The 17,805-nt window shown below is 68.6% G+C and carries 17 protein-coding genes; 8 read left to right on the plus strand and 9 right to left on the minus strand.

Annotated features, from left to right (window positions below; genetic code table 11):
- On the minus strand, positions 1-770 hold a 770-nt coding region (locus BGN95_RS02270; protein WP_286771490.1), incomplete at its 3' end, for a hydroxymethylglutaryl-CoA lyase.
- Between the two features lie 88 nt (positions 771-858).
- Here BGN95_RS02270 and BGN95_RS02275 point away from each other — a divergent pair.
- The 3 genes from BGN95_RS02275 to leuD are packed head-to-tail and all read left to right on the plus strand — an operon-like array spanning position 859 to position 4,057.
- Positions 859-1,998, plus strand: coding sequence for a CaiB/BaiF CoA transferase family protein (locus BGN95_RS02275; RefSeq protein ID WP_353744663.1), 1,140 nt, complete (start codon positions 859-861; stop codon positions 1,996-1,998).
- Entirely contained in the window at positions 1,995-3,398 is a 1,404-nt protein-coding gene (locus tag BGN95_RS02280; RefSeq protein WP_286771491.1) for a 3-isopropylmalate dehydratase large subunit, read from the plus strand. Before BGN95_RS02275 ends, BGN95_RS02280 begins: the two co-directional genes overlap by 4 nt.
- Positions 3,395-4,057: a 3-isopropylmalate dehydratase small subunit gene (gene leuD / locus BGN95_RS02285; protein ID WP_286771492.1), complete on the plus strand. Its 663-nt coding sequence runs from the start codon at positions 3,395-3,397 to the stop codon at positions 4,055-4,057. Before BGN95_RS02280 ends, leuD begins: the two co-directional genes overlap by 4 nt.
- Here the strand turns inward: leuD and BGN95_RS02290 are convergent.
- Positions 4,035-4,673 carry a TetR/AcrR family transcriptional regulator gene (locus BGN95_RS02290; RefSeq protein WP_286771493.1) on the minus strand — a complete coding sequence of 213 codons (639 nt, stop codon included), beginning with the start codon at positions 4,671-4,673 and terminating at the stop codon, positions 4,035-4,037. The two genes, leuD and BGN95_RS02290, sit on opposite strands and share 23 nt — an antisense overlap.
- 98 nt (positions 4,674-4,771) lie before the next feature.
- Here BGN95_RS02290 and BGN95_RS02295 point away from each other — a divergent pair, with 98 nt between their 5' ends.
- Positions 4,772-5,437, plus strand: coding sequence for an O-methyltransferase (locus BGN95_RS02295; RefSeq protein WP_286771494.1), 666 nt, complete (start codon positions 4,772-4,774; stop codon positions 5,435-5,437).
- On the opposite strand, the gene BGN95_RS02300 is transcribed toward BGN95_RS02295, so the two are convergent.
- A complete protein-coding gene (locus BGN95_RS02300) occupies positions 5,383-6,396 on the minus strand; it encodes an NAD-dependent epimerase/dehydratase family protein (protein WP_286771495.1) in 1,014 nt (337 codons plus the stop codon). The two genes, BGN95_RS02295 and BGN95_RS02300, sit on opposite strands and share 55 nt — an antisense overlap.
- A 90-nt stretch (positions 6,397-6,486) precedes the next feature.
- Between BGN95_RS02300 and BGN95_RS02305 the strand changes: the two genes are divergently transcribed.
- On the plus strand, positions 6,487-7,383 hold the full coding sequence (locus tag BGN95_RS02305) for a LysR family transcriptional regulator (protein WP_286771496.1): 897 nt from the start codon (positions 6,487-6,489) through the stop codon (positions 7,381-7,383).
- A gap of 19 nt (positions 7,384-7,402) precedes the next feature.
- Here BGN95_RS02305 and BGN95_RS02310 read toward each other — a convergent pair whose 3' ends face one another.
- Entirely contained in the window at positions 7,403-8,551 is a 1,149-nt protein-coding gene (locus tag BGN95_RS02310) for an FAD-dependent oxidoreductase (RefSeq protein WP_286771497.1), read from the minus strand.
- Positions 8,552-8,658: 107 nt separating this feature from the next.
- Complete coding sequence (gene gst / locus BGN95_RS02315) at positions 8,659-9,360, minus strand: glutathione transferase, Atu5508 family (RefSeq protein WP_286771498.1); 702 nt, start codon at positions 9,358-9,360, stop codon at positions 8,659-8,661.
- Positions 9,361-9,556: 196 nt separating this feature from the next.
- Between gst and BGN95_RS02320 the strand changes: the two genes are divergently transcribed.
- Positions 9,557-10,318 carry a glucose 1-dehydrogenase gene (locus BGN95_RS02320; protein ID WP_286771499.1) on the plus strand — a complete coding sequence of 254 codons (762 nt, stop codon included), beginning with the start codon at positions 9,557-9,559 and terminating at the stop codon, positions 10,316-10,318.
- Positions 10,319-10,324: 6 nt separating this feature from the next.
- On the opposite strand, the gene BGN95_RS02325 is transcribed toward BGN95_RS02320, so the two are convergent.
- From BGN95_RS02325 to BGN95_RS02340, 4 genes are all read right to left on the minus strand, one after another.
- Positions 10,325-11,236: an alpha/beta hydrolase gene (locus tag BGN95_RS02325; protein WP_286771500.1), complete on the minus strand. Its 912-nt coding sequence runs from the start codon at positions 11,234-11,236 to the stop codon at positions 10,325-10,327.
- Between the two features lie 131 nt (positions 11,237-11,367).
- Positions 11,368-12,450, minus strand: coding sequence for a right-handed parallel beta-helix repeat-containing protein (locus tag BGN95_RS02330; protein ID WP_265311516.1), 1,083 nt, complete (start codon positions 12,448-12,450; stop codon positions 11,368-11,370).
- 94 nt (positions 12,451-12,544) lie between these two features.
- Complete coding sequence (locus BGN95_RS02335) at positions 12,545-13,858, minus strand: sensor histidine kinase (protein WP_286771501.1); 1,314 nt, start codon at positions 13,856-13,858, stop codon at positions 12,545-12,547.
- Positions 13,855-14,508, minus strand: coding sequence for a response regulator transcription factor (locus BGN95_RS02340; protein ID WP_265311514.1), 654 nt, complete (start codon positions 14,506-14,508; stop codon positions 13,855-13,857). Before BGN95_RS02340 ends, BGN95_RS02335 begins: the two co-directional genes overlap by 4 nt.
- A gap of 79 nt (positions 14,509-14,587) precedes the next feature.
- Between BGN95_RS02340 and BGN95_RS02345 the strand changes: the two genes are divergently transcribed.
- Entirely contained in the window at positions 14,588-15,610 is a 1,023-nt protein-coding gene (locus BGN95_RS02345; protein WP_286771502.1) for an efflux RND transporter periplasmic adaptor subunit, read from the plus strand.
- A partial coding sequence (locus BGN95_RS02350; protein WP_286771503.1) for an efflux RND transporter permease subunit occupies positions 15,610-17,805 on the plus strand: 2,196 nt, incomplete at its 3' end. The genes BGN95_RS02345 and BGN95_RS02350, both read left to right, overlap by 1 nt.

The raw sequence follows: 17,805 nt of genomic DNA on the forward strand, positions 1-17,805 counted from the left end.
TCCTCGGTGACGATATTGCCGCTCGCCCCCGGCGCGAACGGGCAGCCGCCGATCCCGCCCAGCGAGGCGTCCACCGTCGTCAGCCCCATATCGAGCCCCGCCAGCACATTGGCGAGGCCGAGCCCGCGGGTATTGTGCAGATGGATGCCGGTCAGCGCCGCATCCCCCACCGCGCCGCGCACCGCGCGGACCATGTCCTTCACCGCTTTCGGATCGGCGTAGCCGGTCGTGTCGGACAGCCCGACCTCGTCGCAGCCTGCGGTCATCAGCGCCTCGGCGAGACGCAGGATCTGCGCCAGCGGGATCGCGCCTTCGAGCGTGCAGCCGAACACGGTCGACAGGCTGCCCTCGAAATGCGGCCGGCGGTCTTCGGGCTGCGCGGCGACCAGTTTGGCGATCGCGCGGGCCTCGTCGATCACCTGTTCGTGGGTGCGGCGCAGATTGGCGAGGCTGTGCGTCTCGGAAACCGACAGCGGCAGGGTGAGTTTGTCCGCGCCGGCGGCGATCGCCGCCTCGGCGCCGCGCAGGTTAGGCACCAGCACCGCCACCGTCAGACCGGGAATCGTCTTGGCAAAGGCGACGATTTCGGCAGTATCGGCGAGTTGCGGCAACAGCTTCGCCGGAACGAAACTGCCGACCTCGATCTCGCGCACCCCCGCCGCCGCTTCGGCCGCGATCCACGCCTTTTTGACGTCGGTCGGCAGGATGTTCTTGATGCTCTGCAGCCCGTCGCGCGGGCCGACCTCGCTGACCAATATCTCGGGCGCCATCAAACCTCCGCTTGCCTTATTGTCCTATTTCTATATCAAATGACGACAGGTTGTCGAGGCATGTCGACGTGTAAGCCGGGAAACAGGGATGATGGAAGCGTTGCCGCTGGCCGGCCTGAAAGTAGTTGAATTCACTCATATGGTCATGGGCCCGTCGATCGGGCTGATTCTCGGCGATCTCGGCGCCGACGTCGTCAAGGTGGAGCCCGAAGGCGGGGATCATACGCGCCGGCTGCTCGGATCGGGCGCGGGCTATTTCCCGATGTTCAACCGCAACAAGCGCAGCATCTGCCTCGATCTCAAATCGGACGAGGGCAAGGCCGCGGCGCGCCGGCTGATCGACGATGCCGATGTGATGATCGAGAATTTCCGACCCGGCGCGCTCGACAAGCTCGGGCTCGGGCCGGAGACCTTCCGCGAGAGCAACCCGCGGCTGATCTATTGCACCGCCAAGGGGTTTCTGACCGGCCCCTACGGGCATCGCACCGCGCTCGACGAAGTGGTGCAGATGATGGGCGGGCTCGCCTATATGACCGGGCCGCCCGGGCGCCCGCTGCGTGCGGGCGCGTCGGTGATCGATATCGCGGGGGGGATGTTCGGAGTGATCGGCATCCTCGCCGCGCTCGAGCGGCGGCACCGCACCGGCGCGGGCGGCGAGGTGAAATGCTCCTTGTTCGAGACGACCGCCTTCTTCGTCGGCCAGCATATGGCGCAGGCCGCGGTGACCGGCACCCCGGCGCCGCCGATGCCGGCGCGGATTTCGGCCTGGGCGGTCTACGACGTATTCGAGACTGCCGATCCCGACGAGCAATTGTTCGTCGGCGTGGTGAGCGACGCGCAATGGCAGGCGTTCTGCGGCGAATTCGACCTGGCCGACTTCGCCGCCGACGCGGGACTCGCCGCCAATAACGATCGCGTGTGCCAGCGCGATCGCGTGCTGCCGCCGCTGCGCGCGATGTTCGCCGGGATGCCGCGCGACGCGATCGTCGCGAAGCTGGAGGCGATCGGACTGCCGTTCGCGCCGATCACCCGGCCGCAGGATCTGTTCGACGATCCGCATCTCACCGCGGCGGGCGGGCTGCTCGACGTGACGCTGGAAAACGGGCGGAAGGTGTCGCTTCCGGCGCTGCCGCTCGAAATCGACGGCCGCAAGCCGGGGCTGCAGCGTGACCTGCCGCTGCCGGGGCAGCATAATGGCGAGGTGTTGGGCGAGGGCGTGGCGCGTTGAGCCGGACGATTTTCGACAAGATCTGGGATGCGCATCGCGTCACCCGGACGCCGGGCGGGCTCGACCTGATCCTGATCGACCGGATCCTGCTCCACGAGCGCACCGGCGGCGTCGCGCTGCGCGGTCTGGAGGAGCGGGGGTTGCCGGTAGCGGCGCCCGATCAGGCGTTCGCGGTGATGGACCATATCATCGACACGCGCCCCGGCCGCACCGACCGGACCTTGATGCCGACCGGCACCGACTTCATCCTTGCGACGCGCGAGGCGGCGGGGAAGGCGGGGATCCGGCTGTTCGATCTCGACGATCCGCAGCAGGGCATCGTCCATGTGATGTCGCCCGAACTCGGCATCGTGCTGCCGGGCGCGACCCTGATCTGCCCGGATAGCCATACCTGCTCGCAGGGCGCGTTGGGCGCGCTCGCCTGGGGGATCGGCTCGACCGAGGCGGAACATGCGCTGGCGACGTCGACGTTGCGGGTGCGCCGTCCGCCGCGGATGCGAATCCGGATCGACGGCGAACTCGCGCCGGGGGTGACGGCCAAGGATCTAGCGCTGGCGCTGCTCGGCCGCTTCGGGGTCGGTGGCGGCGCGGGGCATGTCGTCGAATATGCCGGCAGCGCGGTCCGCGCGCTCGATGTCGAGGGGCGGCTGACCTTGTGCAACATGGCGACCGAATTCGCCGCCTTCACCGCGATCATCGCGCCCGACGAAAAGGTGATCGATTTCCTCGAGGGGCGCCGCTTTGCCCCGACCGGCGCGGATTGGGCGGCCGCGGCCGGGCATTGGCTGTCGCTTGCCAGCGACGATGACGCCCGCTTCGATGTCGAGCGCATATTCGATGCGCGGGACGTCGCGCCGATGATCACCTGGGGCACGAGCCCGCAGCAGGTGGTGGCGATCGACGGCGCGGTGCCGGCGCCGGGCGCGGGGCAGGGCACCACCGAGGGACAGGCGCGCGCGCTCGATTATATGGGGCTGGCGCCGGGGATGCGGCTCGCCGAACTGCCGATCGACGCCGCCTTCATCGGATCGTGCACCAACAGCCGCATCGGCGATCTGCGCCGCGCCGCCGCCTTGCTCCGCGGCCGGCACGTCGCGCCGGGGGTGAAGGCGATCTGCGTCCCCGGGTCGACGCAGGTCAAACGCGCCGCGGAGGCGGAGGGGCTGGACGAGATTTTTCGCGCCGCCGGCTTCGAGTGGCGCGAATCCGGCTGCTCGATGTGCTTCTTTGCCGGCGGCGAGAGCTTCGGCCCGCAGGAGCGCGTCGTCTCCTCGACCAATCGCAATTTCGAAAGCCGGCAGGGCCCCGGCACGCGCACGCATCTCGCGTCGCCGGAAACGGTCGCCGCTTCGGCGATCGCCGGCCATATCGCCGATCCGCGTCGGGTGGCCGCCCGATGAAACCCTTTACCACGCTCACCGCGATCGCCGCGCCGCTGCTCCGCGACAATGTCGATACCGATGCGATCATCCCCTCGCGTGAGATGCGCAGCGTGTCGAAAAAGGGGCTGGCCGACGGCCTGTTCGCCGGTTGGCGCTATGTCGCGATCGGCTCGCGCGAGCCGCAGCGCGATTTCGTGCTCAACCGGCCGCGCTATGCCGGCGCGCGGATCCTCGTCAGCGGGGCGAATTTCGGCTGCGGGTCGAGCCGCGAGCATGCCGTCTGGGCGCTGGCGGAATTCGGCATCCGTGCGGTGGTGGCACCGTCGTTCAACCCGATCTTCCAGGCCAATTGCATCGCCAATGGCGTGGTTCCCGTGCTGCTCGATCGCGATGTGGTGGCGACGATCGCCGCGGCGCTCGAAGAATCGGCATCACCGCATCTCACCGTCGATCTGGATACGCAGGCCGTCTCGCTGGATCATGCGAGGGCCTGGCATTTCGAGATCGATCCCGATGCGCGCGAAGCCTTGCTGGCCGGACGCGATTCGATCGCGCAGACGCTCCAGCTCGCCGATCAAATCGCCGCGTTCCGCGCGCGCGATGCCGTCGCGCGCGCGTGGATCTATACCTCCGTCGAGCGAACCGGCCAGGCGATCACCGGCGATCCCTCGTCATGAGCCGCTCGAGATAGGCGCACAGCATATCGGCGAGCGCTGCGGCATAGCTTTCGATCTCGGCGGGGGTACGCGATACCGAGGAGAAACTCCCGCCGACCTCGCTGAGCGTCGTCTTGACGAGATCGCTGGTGCGCGATCGCGCTTCGTCGGCAAGGTCGGGGAGGACCTCGCGCGTGAAGGCCCTGAAGATGTCCGCGCTCGCGGCGTGGACTTCGATCGCCTCGGGGGCGTCGCGATAGAGCGGCGCCGCGTCGTTGAGCGCGCCGCGGATTTGCGCCTCCTCGCATTCGGATCGGACGAAGGCATGCACCAGCGTCCGCAACCGATCGAGCGGCGGGACGCGCCTGTCCTCGAGGATTCCCCGCAACAGATCGGTCGTGCGTCGCCACTCGTCGCTCTGCAGCCGGAACAGGATCGACGCCTTGTTGGGGAAATATTGATAGAGCGATCCCACGCTGACCCCCGCGCGCTCGGCCACCCGCGCGGTGGTGAAACGCGCCGCGCCTTCGGCCGCCAAAACCTGAACAGCTGCGTCGAGCACCGCCGAAACCAGCTCGGTCGATCGCGCCTGCCGCGGCTGTTTTCGCGAGGAAACGCGGGTGGTTGGGCGAGGCATCGTTGCGGCTCCGGCCAATGCGAATAGGAAATGCGACGAACTATTCGTATTTTCCGGTTCGGGCAAATGCGGATTTGCCCGCTTATCGGAGATAATCAATGTCCACCTTTGTCGGCGCGCCCGTCGCGCCTCTTCTCGATCGTCTGTTCGCCGAGGCGGAAGCGGCCTCGCCCTTTGCCAGCCCGGCCTTCGCCTCACTCTCCGCCGAGGAGCGCCGCCGGCTGATGCGGAGCAAGGATGACTATCGCGCGCTTTACGCCGAGCTGAAGGATTTTGCGCTGCCGGTCTCGCGCGAAACCGGCCGGCTGCTCTACATGCTGGCGCGCGCGACACGCGCCACCGCGATCGTCGAATTCGGGACGTCGTTCGGCCTGTCGACGCTGCATCTCGCGGCGGCGCTGCGCGACAATGGCGGCGGCCGGTTGATCACCAGCGAGTTCGAACCGTCGAAGATCGCGCGGGCCAAGGCCAATCTGGCGGCCGGCGGGCTGGCCGATCTGGTCGAGTTCCGGGAGGGCGATGCGCTCGCGACGCTGGCGACCGATCTCCCGGAACATGTCGATCTGTTGCTGCTCGACGGCGCCAAATCGCTCTATGGCGATATTCTGCAGCTGGTCGAAAGCCGGCTCCGTCCCGGTGCGGTGATCGTCGCCGACAATGCCGATTATTGCCCCGATTATCTCGCGCATGTCGGCGCGGTCGCGAACGGCTATATCACCATGCCGTTCACCGACGATGTCGAACTGTCGATCCGGCTCGGCTGAGCCCGGCTTTCGGTGGTGCAGCCGAGGCTCGCCAGCGTCGCGCGCACGGCTTGGTCGAGCGGCGTATGCGGTTCCTCGCCAAGCTGCGCCAGCAACCGTGCATTGGTCATCCGCACCGGCTGGTGCCACAGATAGCGCATTTCCATGAGCTCGCGCGGCGTCGTCGCGACCAGCGCGGCGAGGCGGAGCTGCCACCACGGCAGCGGCCGGATCGGCACGTTCGGCGATCCCAGCGCGCGCGCAATGGCGTCGACCATCTGCGTGCCGCTGGCATCCCAATGACCCGCCATATGGAAATTGGCGAAATCGGGGAGCGACGGGCCGGCCAGCAGCCGCGTCATGGTTTCCGCGACATCGGGCAAATAGGCCCATTGATGCCCGATGCCGCGCCGGCCCGGGTTGCGGATCACCCCCGGCCGCCGACCGGGTGCGATCAGCCCCTGGCCGAACCAATTGTTCGCCGCGCCCGGCCCGAAATAATCGCCGGCGCGCAGGATCAGCGCGGTGACCTCGCGATTGTCCGACGCGGCGCGGAGCCGCCGTTCCATTTCGACGCGGATCGCGCCCTTGCGGGTGACCGGCCGCTGCGGCGCATCCTCGTCGAACTGGGGAAAGACATCCGGGCCGTAATTATAGACCGTCCCCGGCAGCACGATCCGCGCGCCGCTCGCCCGCGCCGCGCCGATCGTATTGTCGAGCATCGGCAGCACCAGCTTTTCCCAGTCGCGATAGCCCGGCGGGTTCACCGCATGAACGATGACATCGGCGCCGCGCGCGGCCGACGCCACTGCCGCCGGATCGAGCGCGTCGCCGACGATCGGCTCGCATCCCGCCGCCAGTCTCGCCGACGCACCGCGGGTGAGCGCCTTCACCTGCCAGCCGCTCGCCAGCATCCGCCGCATCATTGCGCCGCCGATCCCGCCGGTTGCGCCGAGAATGAGTGCTGTCTGTCTGGTCATCACCGTCTCCTTGTCTTGACGCGGCAAGGATGACGCGCGGCGAGCTTTACGAAAATTGATGAAAGTCGAAGATCTGCTATACGAAAATAGATGAACGGCGAACCGAGTTGGGATGTCTATCGCAGCTTCGCGGCGGTGCTACGCGAGGGCTCCTTGTCCGGCGCCGCGCGCGTCCTGGGCATGACCCAGCCGAGCATCGCGCGGCATATCAGCGCGCTGGAAGATGCGATCGGCGGCGAGCTGTTCGTCCGCTCGCAGCGCGGCCTGTCACCCACCGACCGCGCGCTGGTGCTCCAGCCGCATGCCGAGGCGCTGGTGACCGCGGCGGCCGCGTTGCGTCGGACCGGAACCGGCCAGGTGGATGCGATCGAGGGCAATGTGCGCGTCAGCGCCAGTCAGGCGGTCGGGGTGATGCATCTGCCGTCGATCCTCGCCCGCCTCCGCCGCGCCCACCCGGCGCTGGCGATCGAGCTGGCGCTGTCCGACAAGGTCGACGACCTGCTTCAGCGTCGGGCCGATATCGCGGTGCGCATGGTCGAGCCCACCCAGCAGGCGCTGGTGGCGCGCAGGATCGGTTCGGTCCGGCTCGGCTTTCATGCGCATCGCGACTATCTCGCGCTGCGCGGCATACCCGCCAGCGCGGCCGAGCTGAAGCATCACGACCTCATCGGTTTCGATACCGAGACCGCCTATATCCGCGCGTCGATGCGGCATGTGCCGGGGATCGACCGCGCGATGTTCGCGCTCCGCGTCGACAATGATGCGGCGCAGTTCGCCGCGATCCAGGCCGGGTTCGGCATCGGCATCTGCCAGACCGCCGTCGCGCGGCGCGATCCCGCATTGGTGCGCATCCTGCCCGACGCGCTCGATCTGCCGCTGCCGATCTGGATCGTCATGCACGAGGATTTGCGACGCGGCGGACGCTATCGGGCGGTGTTCGACGCGCTGGCGGCAGGATTGTCGGCGGTTACCGAGCGCGAGGGATAGACGCGCCCGGGCGGGCGTGTCACGCGGCGATCAGCCTGTCACCGGATTCGAGCACCTGCGTCGCCTTGCGCCACCGTTCGCGTGCGGCGGCTCGATAGCCGGCAAGGATCGTCGCATCATTGTCATCGCCCGCTGCGGCCAGCCGATGGGCGAGGTCCGCCGCATCTTGCAGCGCAAGCCGCAGGCCGAGGCCGCTGGACGGCTGCGGCGCGTCGATCGGGGCGCCGAGCTGCGTCATGCGGCCCGACGTGTCGATCGTCGCTGATGGCGGGGTTGCTGCGGTCCGGATCCGCCAGTCGCGCGGATCGCTGCGCGCGAATATCGCCTGCAAGGGCGGCGCCCAATAGCGGGTCAGCGAGGCGATCGCGCGGGCCATCGCGCCGGTCGACCCGTTCAGTTCTTCGCGCAGGCGAGGGCCGTATACTTCCCAATAGATATGGTCCGCGACCGGGGGCAGCAGGCAGTCGCCCGAAATCTCGCTAGCCATCGATCCGAAAGATCGGCGGAAGGTCATGATGTCGATCAGCGCGGCGACGCCGTCGTCGATAACGATCGTCGTGCCCGCGCAGAGCAGCCGCCCGAATGCCTGGCAATTCTCGGCGGTCGCCGGCGCTTTGCCGCAGATGTAGCGGGTATCGGTATGCGCGGGCGCCGCCGGATCGCCGATCGCGGAAAGCGCGCCCTCCGCACCGACCAGCAAGCGACCGGTCGCGCGCTCATTATTGTCGAAGAGCGCGACGATGCCCTCCGGGGTTTCTTCATATGCGCGGAGCCCGTAGCCGGGACGGACGTGAGGGGTGATGCCGCAAAGCAGGATCCGGCGCAGCGTCTCGGGGTAAACGCACAGGTCGGAGAGCCCTTTTGCCATGCCGTCCGGCTTCTCCGGCGCGCGGGCGGACAGCGATTTCAGGTTCGGATCGACGGACCACGGGTCCGAATCCGCGATCGACGCGGTTTGATAGAGCAAATAGAGCAGGTCGATCGGCAGGCATCGCGCGAGCGCCTCCTGCCCGGCTGCGTCGATACGCAGCCGATATCCGGTGTCGTGTACGTGCGGAGCATCGGCCGGCTGATAGACCGCGAACGGCAGCCCCGCGCGCTTCAGGCCATGCGCGAGGCACAGGCTGGCCAATCCACCGCCGGCGATCAGAATCGGTTGGTTTCGCATAATCGTCCTTTCGGCGCCGGCTATCACGATCTACAAATGAGAATCAATCGCAAATTGAGGTGGTTGTCGGCTATGATGCGCATCGCCGCTGGACTCGCGGGGATCGGCTAGCTGCCCAGCACCTTGCGCAGCGAAGCCTCGATCTGGCCGCCGCAATAAGCGTCGCCATAATCCTCGCGCGCTTTGGCGGCGAGGCGGGCGAGCGGCGGCAGCGTGGCCACCCGCCGGGTCAGCGCGGCGGTCATCGGCGCGGTCTGCTCGAGGATCGCGCCGATCGCCTCGAAACGGTCGGTCATGGTCGACCATAAGGTGGCCGTGACGACATCGGCGACGCCCGGCAGCTCGCCGCCGAGCAGAAAGCCCGATTCCGCCTGCAAGCCATGCCGGCGGCCGGTTTCCTCCCACAGCGACATCCATTTCTCCAGGCGAGGGACGAACTCGCGCCAGCGTTCGCGCGTCCACATCAGGCGACCGCCGTCGAGGGTGATGTCGTCGATCACGTCGTTGGCGTCGTTGACGATCTTCATCGTGAGCGCGCGCAGCGCCGGGGTGGCGGGCATGAGATCGAGCGTTTCACCGAGATAGAGAATGATCGCCGGCATCTCGGCGATGGCGAAATCCGCCTTCGTGTCGACGAGCAGCGGCGGCCCCATGAAGGGGACCGGCATTTGCGCCGGCGTTCCTTCCATCAACCGCGCGATCGCGTCGTCGCCGTGCTCGGTCCAGGTCTTTCCGGCATGAGCGAGAACCGCGCGGACGAATTGACCGCGAAACGGCACCGACCAGTAATAGAGTTCGTAATCGGGCATAGCGGGGCTCCCAATCGGTTCGATCGTGGTCGAAACGCACCGGCGGGACATCCGAGCCGTCGTTCCGCTCTTGTCAGGTCGGCGGGGCGCGACGAGACATTCCGCATTGCTAGCACGATTGCACTTTACATGATGATGTTACGTAGATTATCTGCAAATAATCTACGCAAATAGCGACGTGGAGCGCCGTAGGACGATGATTCAGGGTTTCGACGGCAAGGTCGCGCTGGTGACGGGAGCGGCGACCGGGATCGGCCGGCAGACCGCGCTGGCACTGGCGGCGGCCGGCGCGCGCGTCGTGCTCGGCGATATCGTCAGGCAGGCGGGCGAGGAGAGTGCGCATGCGGTCGAAGCGGCGGGTGGACGCGCGATGTTCGTTCCGGGCGACATCGCCTCGGGCGACGATGTCGCACGGATCGTCAGGGCGGCGGTCGACGCTTATGGCCGGCTCGACTGCGCCTTCAACAACGCCGGCATCGCCCCGCGCGGCGCCGCGATCGTCGATATGGCGGAGGCCGATTGGGACCGCACGATCGCGATCAACCTCAAGGGCGTGTGGTGGTGCATGAAGCACGAATGCGCGCAGATGCTGGCGCAGGGCGGCGGCGGCACGATCGTCAATACCGCGTCGATCATGGGGGTGGTCAGCGGGCCGGGGCTGGCCGCCTATTCGGCGTCGAAGGCGGGGGTGGTCGGGCTGACCAGATCGGTCGCGCTCGATTATGCGCGGCAGGGCATCAGGGTGAATGCGGTCTGCCCCGGCGGGATCGGCAATACCGCGATCACCGACGATCCCGCCAATCGCGCCGACATGGAACAGCTCGCGCAGATGACCCCGATGGGGCGGCTCGGCCGGCCGCAGGACATCGCCGATACCGTGCTGTGGCTGCTGTCGCCGCAATCGGGGTTCGTCACCGGCCAGTCGATCGTCGTCGACGGTGGCTTCACCGCCTGGTGAACGGCTCTAGCGGTGCAACGCCGTGTGCAGTGCCGCGGTGCCGACCGCCAGCGCCGCGTCGGCGATCGGGATCATCCCGAACAGGCTGACGAAGCCGTGAATCCCGCCGGCGGCATCGTGGAGCGTCACCGGCACCCCCGCCGCGTTCAGCGCCTCGGCATAAGCCACGCCTTCGTCATGCAGCGGATCGTTGCCGGCGACGACGATCGTCGCGGGGGCGAGCGATGCCGCGACCGGCGCCAGCGCGGGCGAGGCTCGGTGATCGAGCCGCGCGTCGCCCGGCGCATATTGGTCCCAATACCAGCGCATCTGCGCCGGCGAGAGGAAGCCGGGCGTCTCGACCGCAAAGGACGCGCTCGCGCAGCGCCCGTCGAGCACCGGATAGAAGAGCAATTGATGCGCCGGCGCGTCCGCGGTGCCGGCCAGGATCTGCGCCACCGCGGCGGCCAGATTGCCCCCGGCGCTGTCCCCGGCCACCGCATAATGCGCGGGATCGACGCCGAGCGCGTCGGCATTGCCGCGCGCCCAGCGCGCCGCCGCCACCGCATCGTCGATCGCCGCGGGAAAGCGATGCTCGGGGGCGAGCCGATAGTCCACCGAGAGCACGGCGCAATCGGCGTCACGCGCGATTCCGCGCGCCAGCCGGTCGTGGGTGTCGAGCGTGCCATGCACCCAGCCGCCGCCGTGGAACAGGATCACCAGCGGCGATCGTCCCTCGCCGGGGCGGTACAGCCTGGCGCGCATCGCCCCCGCCGGCCCGGGGATCGTGATGTCGCGCACCGCGGCGATCTCGACCGGGGGCGCGGGGAGGGGGGAATCGAGCGTCGCCCGCATCGCCCCCGCCTCGAACGGGTCCGGCAGGTGGAAGCCGCTTTCGGCCATTGCCCGCATCAGGCCTTCGATATGCGGATCGAGCATGCGTCTTCCTTGCGACATCGGTGAGTGATTTCGCTGCAATTCGTGCCGAACGATACGCAAATAGTCAATTAGCTCTGTAAAGGTCAGCTATTTGCATATGTCGCCGATGTCTTTCCGCCGTAATCGACCGTCTATCTGTTGGCGTCCGGCGCAAGCTGCGCGGCGGCAGCGCTGATCTCCGTCGCGCGCGCCGGCCGTTTGACCGACGTGTTGCCCTTGCCGGTCACCCCGCGGGCGAGCTTGATCGAGCCGGCATAATTATTGCGGACGACGCCGCCGCCGTCACCGACCATGATCCAGTTGTCGGTCACCCCATCGTTGGAGCGGCGGATCAGCAGCCGGTTGCCCTCGATCGTCAGGCCGGGGCCGTGCGGGCCGACGGTGATGCCGTGCCAGCCGGTGCCGATCAGGACGTTGTTGCGCACGGTGATGTTCGCATAACCCCGCCCGCTCGCGTAAAGCTTCGCCTCGTCGCCGATGAAGATGCCTTGCACATGCGCGTTCGGCCCCGGATCGATGAAATTGCCCTCGATCAGCACGTCGTGCGCGGCGCGATCGTCGGGGCGCGTCAGGCCGGCGGTGAAAAACTGCACCGCGTCGGGGTGATCGCCCTTTGCGGGCCTGAACGGCCCCATGCGATTGTGCGCGATCGTTGCCTTGCTCGCGCCGACGAGCCGCACGCCTTCGCGCACGGTATCGAATCTGTTGCGGGTGAAGACCACCCCCACGGTGCGCATGAAGGTCGCGACGGTGCCGAGTTCGCGGAAAGTACAGCCGGTCACGGTGATATCCGCGCCGCCGCGCCCGTTGATCCCGCCGGTGGTGAGATTGCCGGCGTCGTCGACATAGCCGACGAACGTCGCGTTCCTGAACGTCAACCGCTCGGAGGAATAAGCGTCGACATAGGGCGCGGCGAAACCGTGCATCACCCGCTCCGCGGGCGGCGTTTCGAACCGCGTGCCATCAAACGTCACATTGCGCCATTGATCGAGGACCACCGGTCCGAACACCCCGCCCTTGATCGTCACGTCGTGGAGCCCCTTCACGCGCGCGAAGGTGACGCGACGCTCCCCGAGGTCGATTATCCCGCCCGGCCTGGCGGCTGCGGCGAGCGCAGCCCATTCCTTGCCGCTCAGCGGCCCGGTCGTGGGCTGGGCGTTGCAGGCCGCCACAGTGCTGAGCGCCAGCGCAGCGACGAACGACGCACGGATCATAACGGTCTCCAGACTGGGGCGACGGATCATGCGCGCATAGTGTCGCGTTCGGGCGCTCGACGCCAGCTTCGTGCCGTGGCCGGTGATCAGGCTGCTATGGGGCGAAGTGCGCCGCGGCGCGCAAACCGCCGCCGTCGCGGTCGCGCAGCAACAGCCGGCCGCCGTAGAAACGCAGCAGATCGGCGGCGGCGGCCAGGCCCAGCCCGGTGCCGGGCGTATCCGGATCCAGCCTTTTGCCCACCGCCAGGACCGCCTCGCGCTGATCGGCCGGGATGCCCGGGCCGTCGTCGCCGATCTCGATGCCGTCGGGCGCGCCGGTGATGGTGATGCGCCGGTTCGCCCATTTGAAGGCATTGTCGATCAGGTTGGAAAGGATCTCGGCGAGATCGCCGGGATCGCACGGAAGGCGCAGTCCGGCGGGCACCGCGATCTCCACCGCGATCTTGCGATCGGCATGGAGGCGTTGCAGCGCCTCGACGATTTGCGCGAGCAACGGGCGGACCTCGGTGAGCGTGCCCGCGCCGCGCGTCCCGGCGGCGGCGGCGCGCGCGAGATGATAGTCGATCTGGCGCTGCATCACCGCGCAGCGCTTGAGCAGGAATTCGCTGGCGCCGGCGTTCCCCGTCAGGCGGAGCTGCTCGGCCTCGTCGATGATCAGCGCGAGCGGGGTGCGCAGGTTGTGCGCCAGATTGCCGGATTCGGTGCGCGCGCGGGTGATGAGCTGCGCCTGTCCGTCGAGCAAGGCGTTGAACCGCCCGACGATCGGCATGAATTCGCTGGGGACGTGCGGATCGAGCCGCTCGGTCTCGCCATTGCGCAGGCGCTCGACATCCTCGCCGAGCCGCCGCACCGGTGTCAGCCCGAAACGGACCAGCGCCGCCGCCCCCGCGAGCAAAAGCAGCCCGACTGCGGTCATCGACAGGATGAGATCCTTGTGGAAACGCGCGACCTGTTCGTCGAGCAATTGCTGGCTCGAGGCGATGCTGAGGGTAAGCGGGCGCCCCGCGATGCGCGTGTGCATGCTGCGCATCCGCACCGCCTCGCGCGCGACGCGGCCGCTTTTCCAGCCGTCGTCGGTCGCGGGGACGATCGAGAGATCCCCGGCCAGCGACGGGGAGCGCAGCCGCGCGCCGCTGCCGTCGATCTGCCAGTAGAGCCCGGAGCGTGCGAGGTTGAACTGCGGATCGGACAAGGGCTGCGTGACGCGCGGTCGGCCCTGCGCGTCGATCGCGATCAGCGCGCGCAATTCCCCGAGGTGGTGATCCAGCTCGCTCTGAAAGCGATCGGTGGTGTGGACGCGGTAGAGATTGCCGATGAACAAGCCGGCGAGCAGCACCGCCAGGATCACCCCCACCGCCGATCCGACGATCAGCCGGAAACGCAGGCTGTTGCGCAACCCCTCGCTCATGCCGCGAACCGATAGCCGAGCCCGCGCACCGTGACGACATGCTCGCGCCCGATCTTGCGGCGCAGCCGGCCGACGAGCACTTCGATCGCATTTTCGTCGCGCTCGCTGTGGAGTTGGTAGAGATTGTCGAGGATGCTCTGCCGCGTCAGCGTCCGCCCGGCGCTGTAGAGCAGCAGTTGGAGCAGGCGGAATTCGGTGGCGGTCAGCGCGAGCGGCGTATCGTCGAGCCACGCCTCGCTGGTGGCGGTGTCGATCGCGACGCGGCCGGCGGCGACGCGCGTTGCGCTATGCCCCGCCGCGCGGCGCGCGAGCGCGTGGAGCCGCGCGACCAGTTCCTCGGTGCGCACCGGCTTGACGATGAAGTCGTCGGCGCCCGCGTTGAGCCCCTCGACCTTTTCCTTCCAGCTGCTGCGCGCGGTGAGGATCAGGATCGGGGTGGCGATTGCGCGCGCGCGCAACGCCCGCACCAGCTCGATCCCCGACATCCCCGGCAATCCGACGTCGATCACCAGCACGCTGAACCCGTCGCTCGCGAAATCGAGCGCATCCTCGCCGTTGTCGAGCGATTCGCACGTCATGCCGTGACGCGTCAGATTGGCCGTCACGCGCGCCGCCAGTTCGGCCTCGTCTTCCACCAGCAGGATTCGCATTGGCGGTTTTCTGACAGGATTCTGACAGTTTGCGAAGCTAGTCGGCGCCCCGAGGACACGAAATCCGGGGGAAACGGTCATGGCTCGCAACCGGCATCTGGCGTTGCTGGCGCTGCTCGGCAGCCTCTCCGCCTGTTCGGGCGGCGAAAGCGGCGCGGGGAATGCGGCGGCGCCCGCGCCGGCGGGGCTGTCGGCGCTGTCGGCGGCGGAGATGACGCGGCTCGGCATCCGCTTCGCCAATGCGCGCGTCGCGGTCGCCGCGGTGATCCCCGGCGTCGTCACCCGGACCCTGGTGGTGGAGGGCGATAGCGTCCGTCAGGGCCAGCCGCTCGCGGTGATCGCCGCGCGCGAGATGATCACGCTGGCGGCGGGGATCGAGCAGGCGTCGGCGCGCGTCGCGGTGGCGCGCGCCAACGATCGCCGGCTCGGGCAGCTTGCGCGCGAAGGCGTGATCGCGGGCGCGCGCGCCGACGAGGCGCGCGCCGCATTGCGCGAGGCGGAGGCCGAGTTGAGCGAGCGGCGGCGCACCGTGCGGCTGGTCAACGGCGCGCCGGCGAGCGGCAGCTATACGCTGACCGCGCCGATCGCGGGCAAGGTGACCAAGGCGACGATCCAGACCGGCAGCCCGGTGAGCGAGGCGACCTCGGCCTATGTGATCGACGCGACCAGCCGCTACGAACTGACCGCGCAGCTTCCCGAACGGCTGCTGGGGCAGGTTCGCCCGGGGATGACCGTGCGGCTGCCCGGCGACGTGCGCGGCGAGGTGACCAGCGTCGGCCACGCGCTCGATCCCGAGACGCGCTCGGCGACGCTGCGCGCGCGGGTGCCGGCCGCCGCCGGGGTGGTGTCGGGGCGGGCGCTGCCCGCGACGCTCTTCGCCCCCGCGCCGGCGGGCGCGATCGCGGTGCCGGCGGGCGCGGTGGTCGAGGTGAAGGGCAAGCCGAGCGTCTTCGTCCGCACCGGCAAAAGCGTCGCGGTGCGCGCGGTGCAGACCGGCGACCGCGCCGACGGCCGGATCGTGATCCGCGACGGGCTGCGCGCGGGCGAGCAGATCGCGGTCACCGGGATGAGCGAGCTCAAGTCGATCGCGGGGCACGACTGATGTTCCGCGCGCTGGTCGCCTGGTCGCTGTCCTACCGGCTGTTCGTGCTGGCGCTGACGCTGGTCGTCGCGGGGCTCGGCGCCTGGGCCTATGCGACATTGCCGGTCGACGCCTATCCCAATATCGCGCAGACCCAGGTCAAGATCATCCTCAAGGCCCCGGGCATGACCCCGGAGGAGGTCGAGACGCGGGTGATCGCGCCGCTCGAGCAGGAGATGCTCGGGCTGCCCAATCAGGCGATGCTCCGCTCGACCGCCAAATATGCGATCGCCGACATCACGATCGACTTCACCGACGGCACCGACATCTATTGGGCGCGCCAGCAGGTCGGCGAGCGCCTCTCCGGGGTGATGGCGGAGATGCCGCGCGGGGTGGAGGGCGGAATGGCGCCGATCTCGACCCCCCTGTCCGAGGTCTTCATGTTCACGATCGACGGGCCGCTGTCGCTCGCCGAGAAGCGCGAATTGCTCGACTGGACGATCCGCCCGGCGCTGCGCACCGTCCCCGGCGTCGCCGACGTCAACGCATTGGGCGGGCATGTCCGCACCTATGAGGTGCGCCCCGATGCCGTCGCGCTCGCCGCCGCGCGGCTGTCGGTCGACGATCTCAAGACCGCGATCGAGCGCGGCAACCGCAACGACGGGGCGGGGCGGATCGCGGCGGGCGAGGAGGCGCTGATCGTCCGCGCGGTCGGCGCGATCCGCGACGCGCGCGATATCGAGCAGATGGCGATCGTCGCGCGCGAAGGGCGGATCGTGCGGGTCGGCGACGTCGCCAGCGTCGGGGCGGGGTCGCTCACCCGTTACGGCGGGGTGACCGCGCACGGCAAGGGCGAGGCGGTGCAGGGGCTGGTCATCGCGCTGCGCGGCGCCGACGCGCGGCTGGTGGTCGACGGCATCCAGGCGCGCGTCGCCGAATTGCAGAAGGCGATGCCGCGGGGGACGACGCTCACCGTCTTCTACGATCGCTCCGATCTGATCGGCCGCGCGGTGCATACGGTGCAGAAGGCGCTGATCGAGGCGACATTGCTCGTCGTCGTCCTGCTCATCCTGTTCCTCGGCGATTGGCGCGCGGCGGCGATCGTCGCCGCGACCTTGCCGATGGCGGCGCTCACCACCTTTCTGTTCATGCGCGCGATGGGGCTGTCGGCCAATCTGATGAGCCTCGGCGGGCTGGCGATCGCGATCGGCATGCTGGTCGATGGCGCGGTGGTGGTGGTCGAGAATGTCGTCGACCGGCTCAATCATGCGAAGGACGAGGCCGCGCCGCGGCTCAACATCGTGTTCCGCGCCACCGCCGAGGTGATCGTGCCGGTGTCGGCCGGGCTGGTCATCATCGCACTGGTCTTCCTGCCGTTGCTGTCGCTGCAGGGGTTGGAAGGCAAGATGTTCGCCCCCGTCGCGCTGACGATCATGTTCGCGCTCGCCGGATCGCTGCTGCTCGCGCTGACCCTTGTGCCGGTGCTCGCCTCGTTCGGGCTCAGGAGCGGGCATCATGCCGAGCCGTGGATCATGCGCCAGCTCGGCCCACGCTATGCCGCGCTGCTCGAAGGCGCCTTCGCGCGCAAGAAACTGGTCTACGGACTGGCAGGCGCGGCGCTGGTGCTGGCGGGGCTCGCTTACGGCGCGGTCGGCAAGACCTTCATGCCGACGATGGACGAGGGCGCGGTGGTGATCCAGATCGCCAAGCTGCCCAGCGTCGGGCTCGATCGTTCGCAGGCGCTCACCACCCGCGTCGAGCAGGAGCTGATGAGGCAGGTGCCCGAAGTCACCGGGGTGATCTCGCGCACCGGCACCGACGAGATCGGTCTCGATCCCATGGGGCTCAACGAGACCGACCTGTTCGTCACGCTCAAACCTTCGGCCGAATGGCGCGGCGACCGCGCGTTCGTCGTCGCTGAAATGCGCAAGGTGCTGGACGGGATGCCGGGGTTCGATCCCAGCTTCACCCAGCCGATCGAGATGCGCGTCGCCGAGATGCTGACCGGCGCGCGCGGCGATCTGGCGGTCAAGATCTTCGGCCCCGATCTCGCCACGCTCGCCGATCTCGCCGGCAAGGTGCAGCGCATGCTGCAATCGACCCGCGGTGCGGCCGAGGTGCTGACCGTCGCCAACGAGACGATCGACTATCTCCAGCTCGATATCGACCGCGCCGCCGCCGGGCGCGCGGGAATGCCGGTCGACCAGTTCGAGGAT

Origin of the sequence: Sphingomonas sp. 66-10, from assembly GCF_001897045.1 — a bacterium.
GTDB classification, from domain to species: Bacteria; Pseudomonadota; Alphaproteobacteria; order Sphingomonadales; family Sphingomonadaceae; genus Sphingomonas; species Sphingomonas lycopersici.

Excerpts from the sequence above, each read along its gene's own strand:
- BGN95_RS02275 (WP_353744663.1), top strand. The coding sequence starts at position 859 with ATGATGGAAGCGTTGCCGCTGGCCGGCCTGAAAGTAGTTGAATTCACT.
- leuD (WP_286771492.1), top strand. The coding sequence starts at position 3,395 with ATGAAACCCTTTACCACGCTCACCGCGATCGCCGCGCCGCTGCTCCGC.
- BGN95_RS02290 (WP_286771493.1), bottom strand. The coding sequence starts at position 4,673 with ATGCCTCGCCCAACCACCCGCGTTTCCTCGCGAAAACAGCCGCGGCAG.
- BGN95_RS02295 (WP_286771494.1), top strand. The coding sequence starts at position 4,772 with ATGTCCACCTTTGTCGGCGCGCCCGTCGCGCCTCTTCTCGATCGTCTG.
- BGN95_RS02300 (WP_286771495.1), bottom strand. The coding sequence starts at position 6,396 with ATGACCAGACAGACAGCACTCATTCTCGGCGCAACCGGCGGGATCGGC.
- BGN95_RS02305 (WP_286771496.1), top strand. The coding sequence starts at position 6,487 with ATGAACGGCGAACCGAGTTGGGATGTCTATCGCAGCTTCGCGGCGGTG.
- BGN95_RS02310 (WP_286771497.1), bottom strand. The coding sequence starts at position 8,551 with ATGCGAAACCAACCGATTCTGATCGCCGGCGGTGGATTGGCCAGCCTG.
- gst (WP_286771498.1), bottom strand. The coding sequence starts at position 9,360 with ATGCCCGATTACGAACTCTATTACTGGTCGGTGCCGTTTCGCGGTCAA.
- BGN95_RS02320 (WP_286771499.1), top strand. The coding sequence starts at position 9,557 with ATGATTCAGGGTTTCGACGGCAAGGTCGCGCTGGTGACGGGAGCGGCG.
- BGN95_RS02325 (WP_286771500.1), bottom strand. The coding sequence starts at position 11,236 with ATGCTCGATCCGCATATCGAAGGCCTGATGCGGGCAATGGCCGAAAGC.
- BGN95_RS02330 (WP_265311516.1), bottom strand. The coding sequence starts at position 12,450 with ATGATCCGTGCGTCGTTCGTCGCTGCGCTGGCGCTCAGCACTGTGGCG.
- BGN95_RS02335 (WP_286771501.1), bottom strand. The coding sequence starts at position 13,858 with ATGAGCGAGGGGTTGCGCAACAGCCTGCGTTTCCGGCTGATCGTCGGA.
- BGN95_RS02340 (WP_265311514.1), bottom strand. The coding sequence starts at position 14,508 with ATGCGAATCCTGCTGGTGGAAGACGAGGCCGAACTGGCGGCGCGCGTG.
- BGN95_RS02345 (WP_286771502.1), top strand. The coding sequence starts at position 14,588 with ATGGCTCGCAACCGGCATCTGGCGTTGCTGGCGCTGCTCGGCAGCCTC.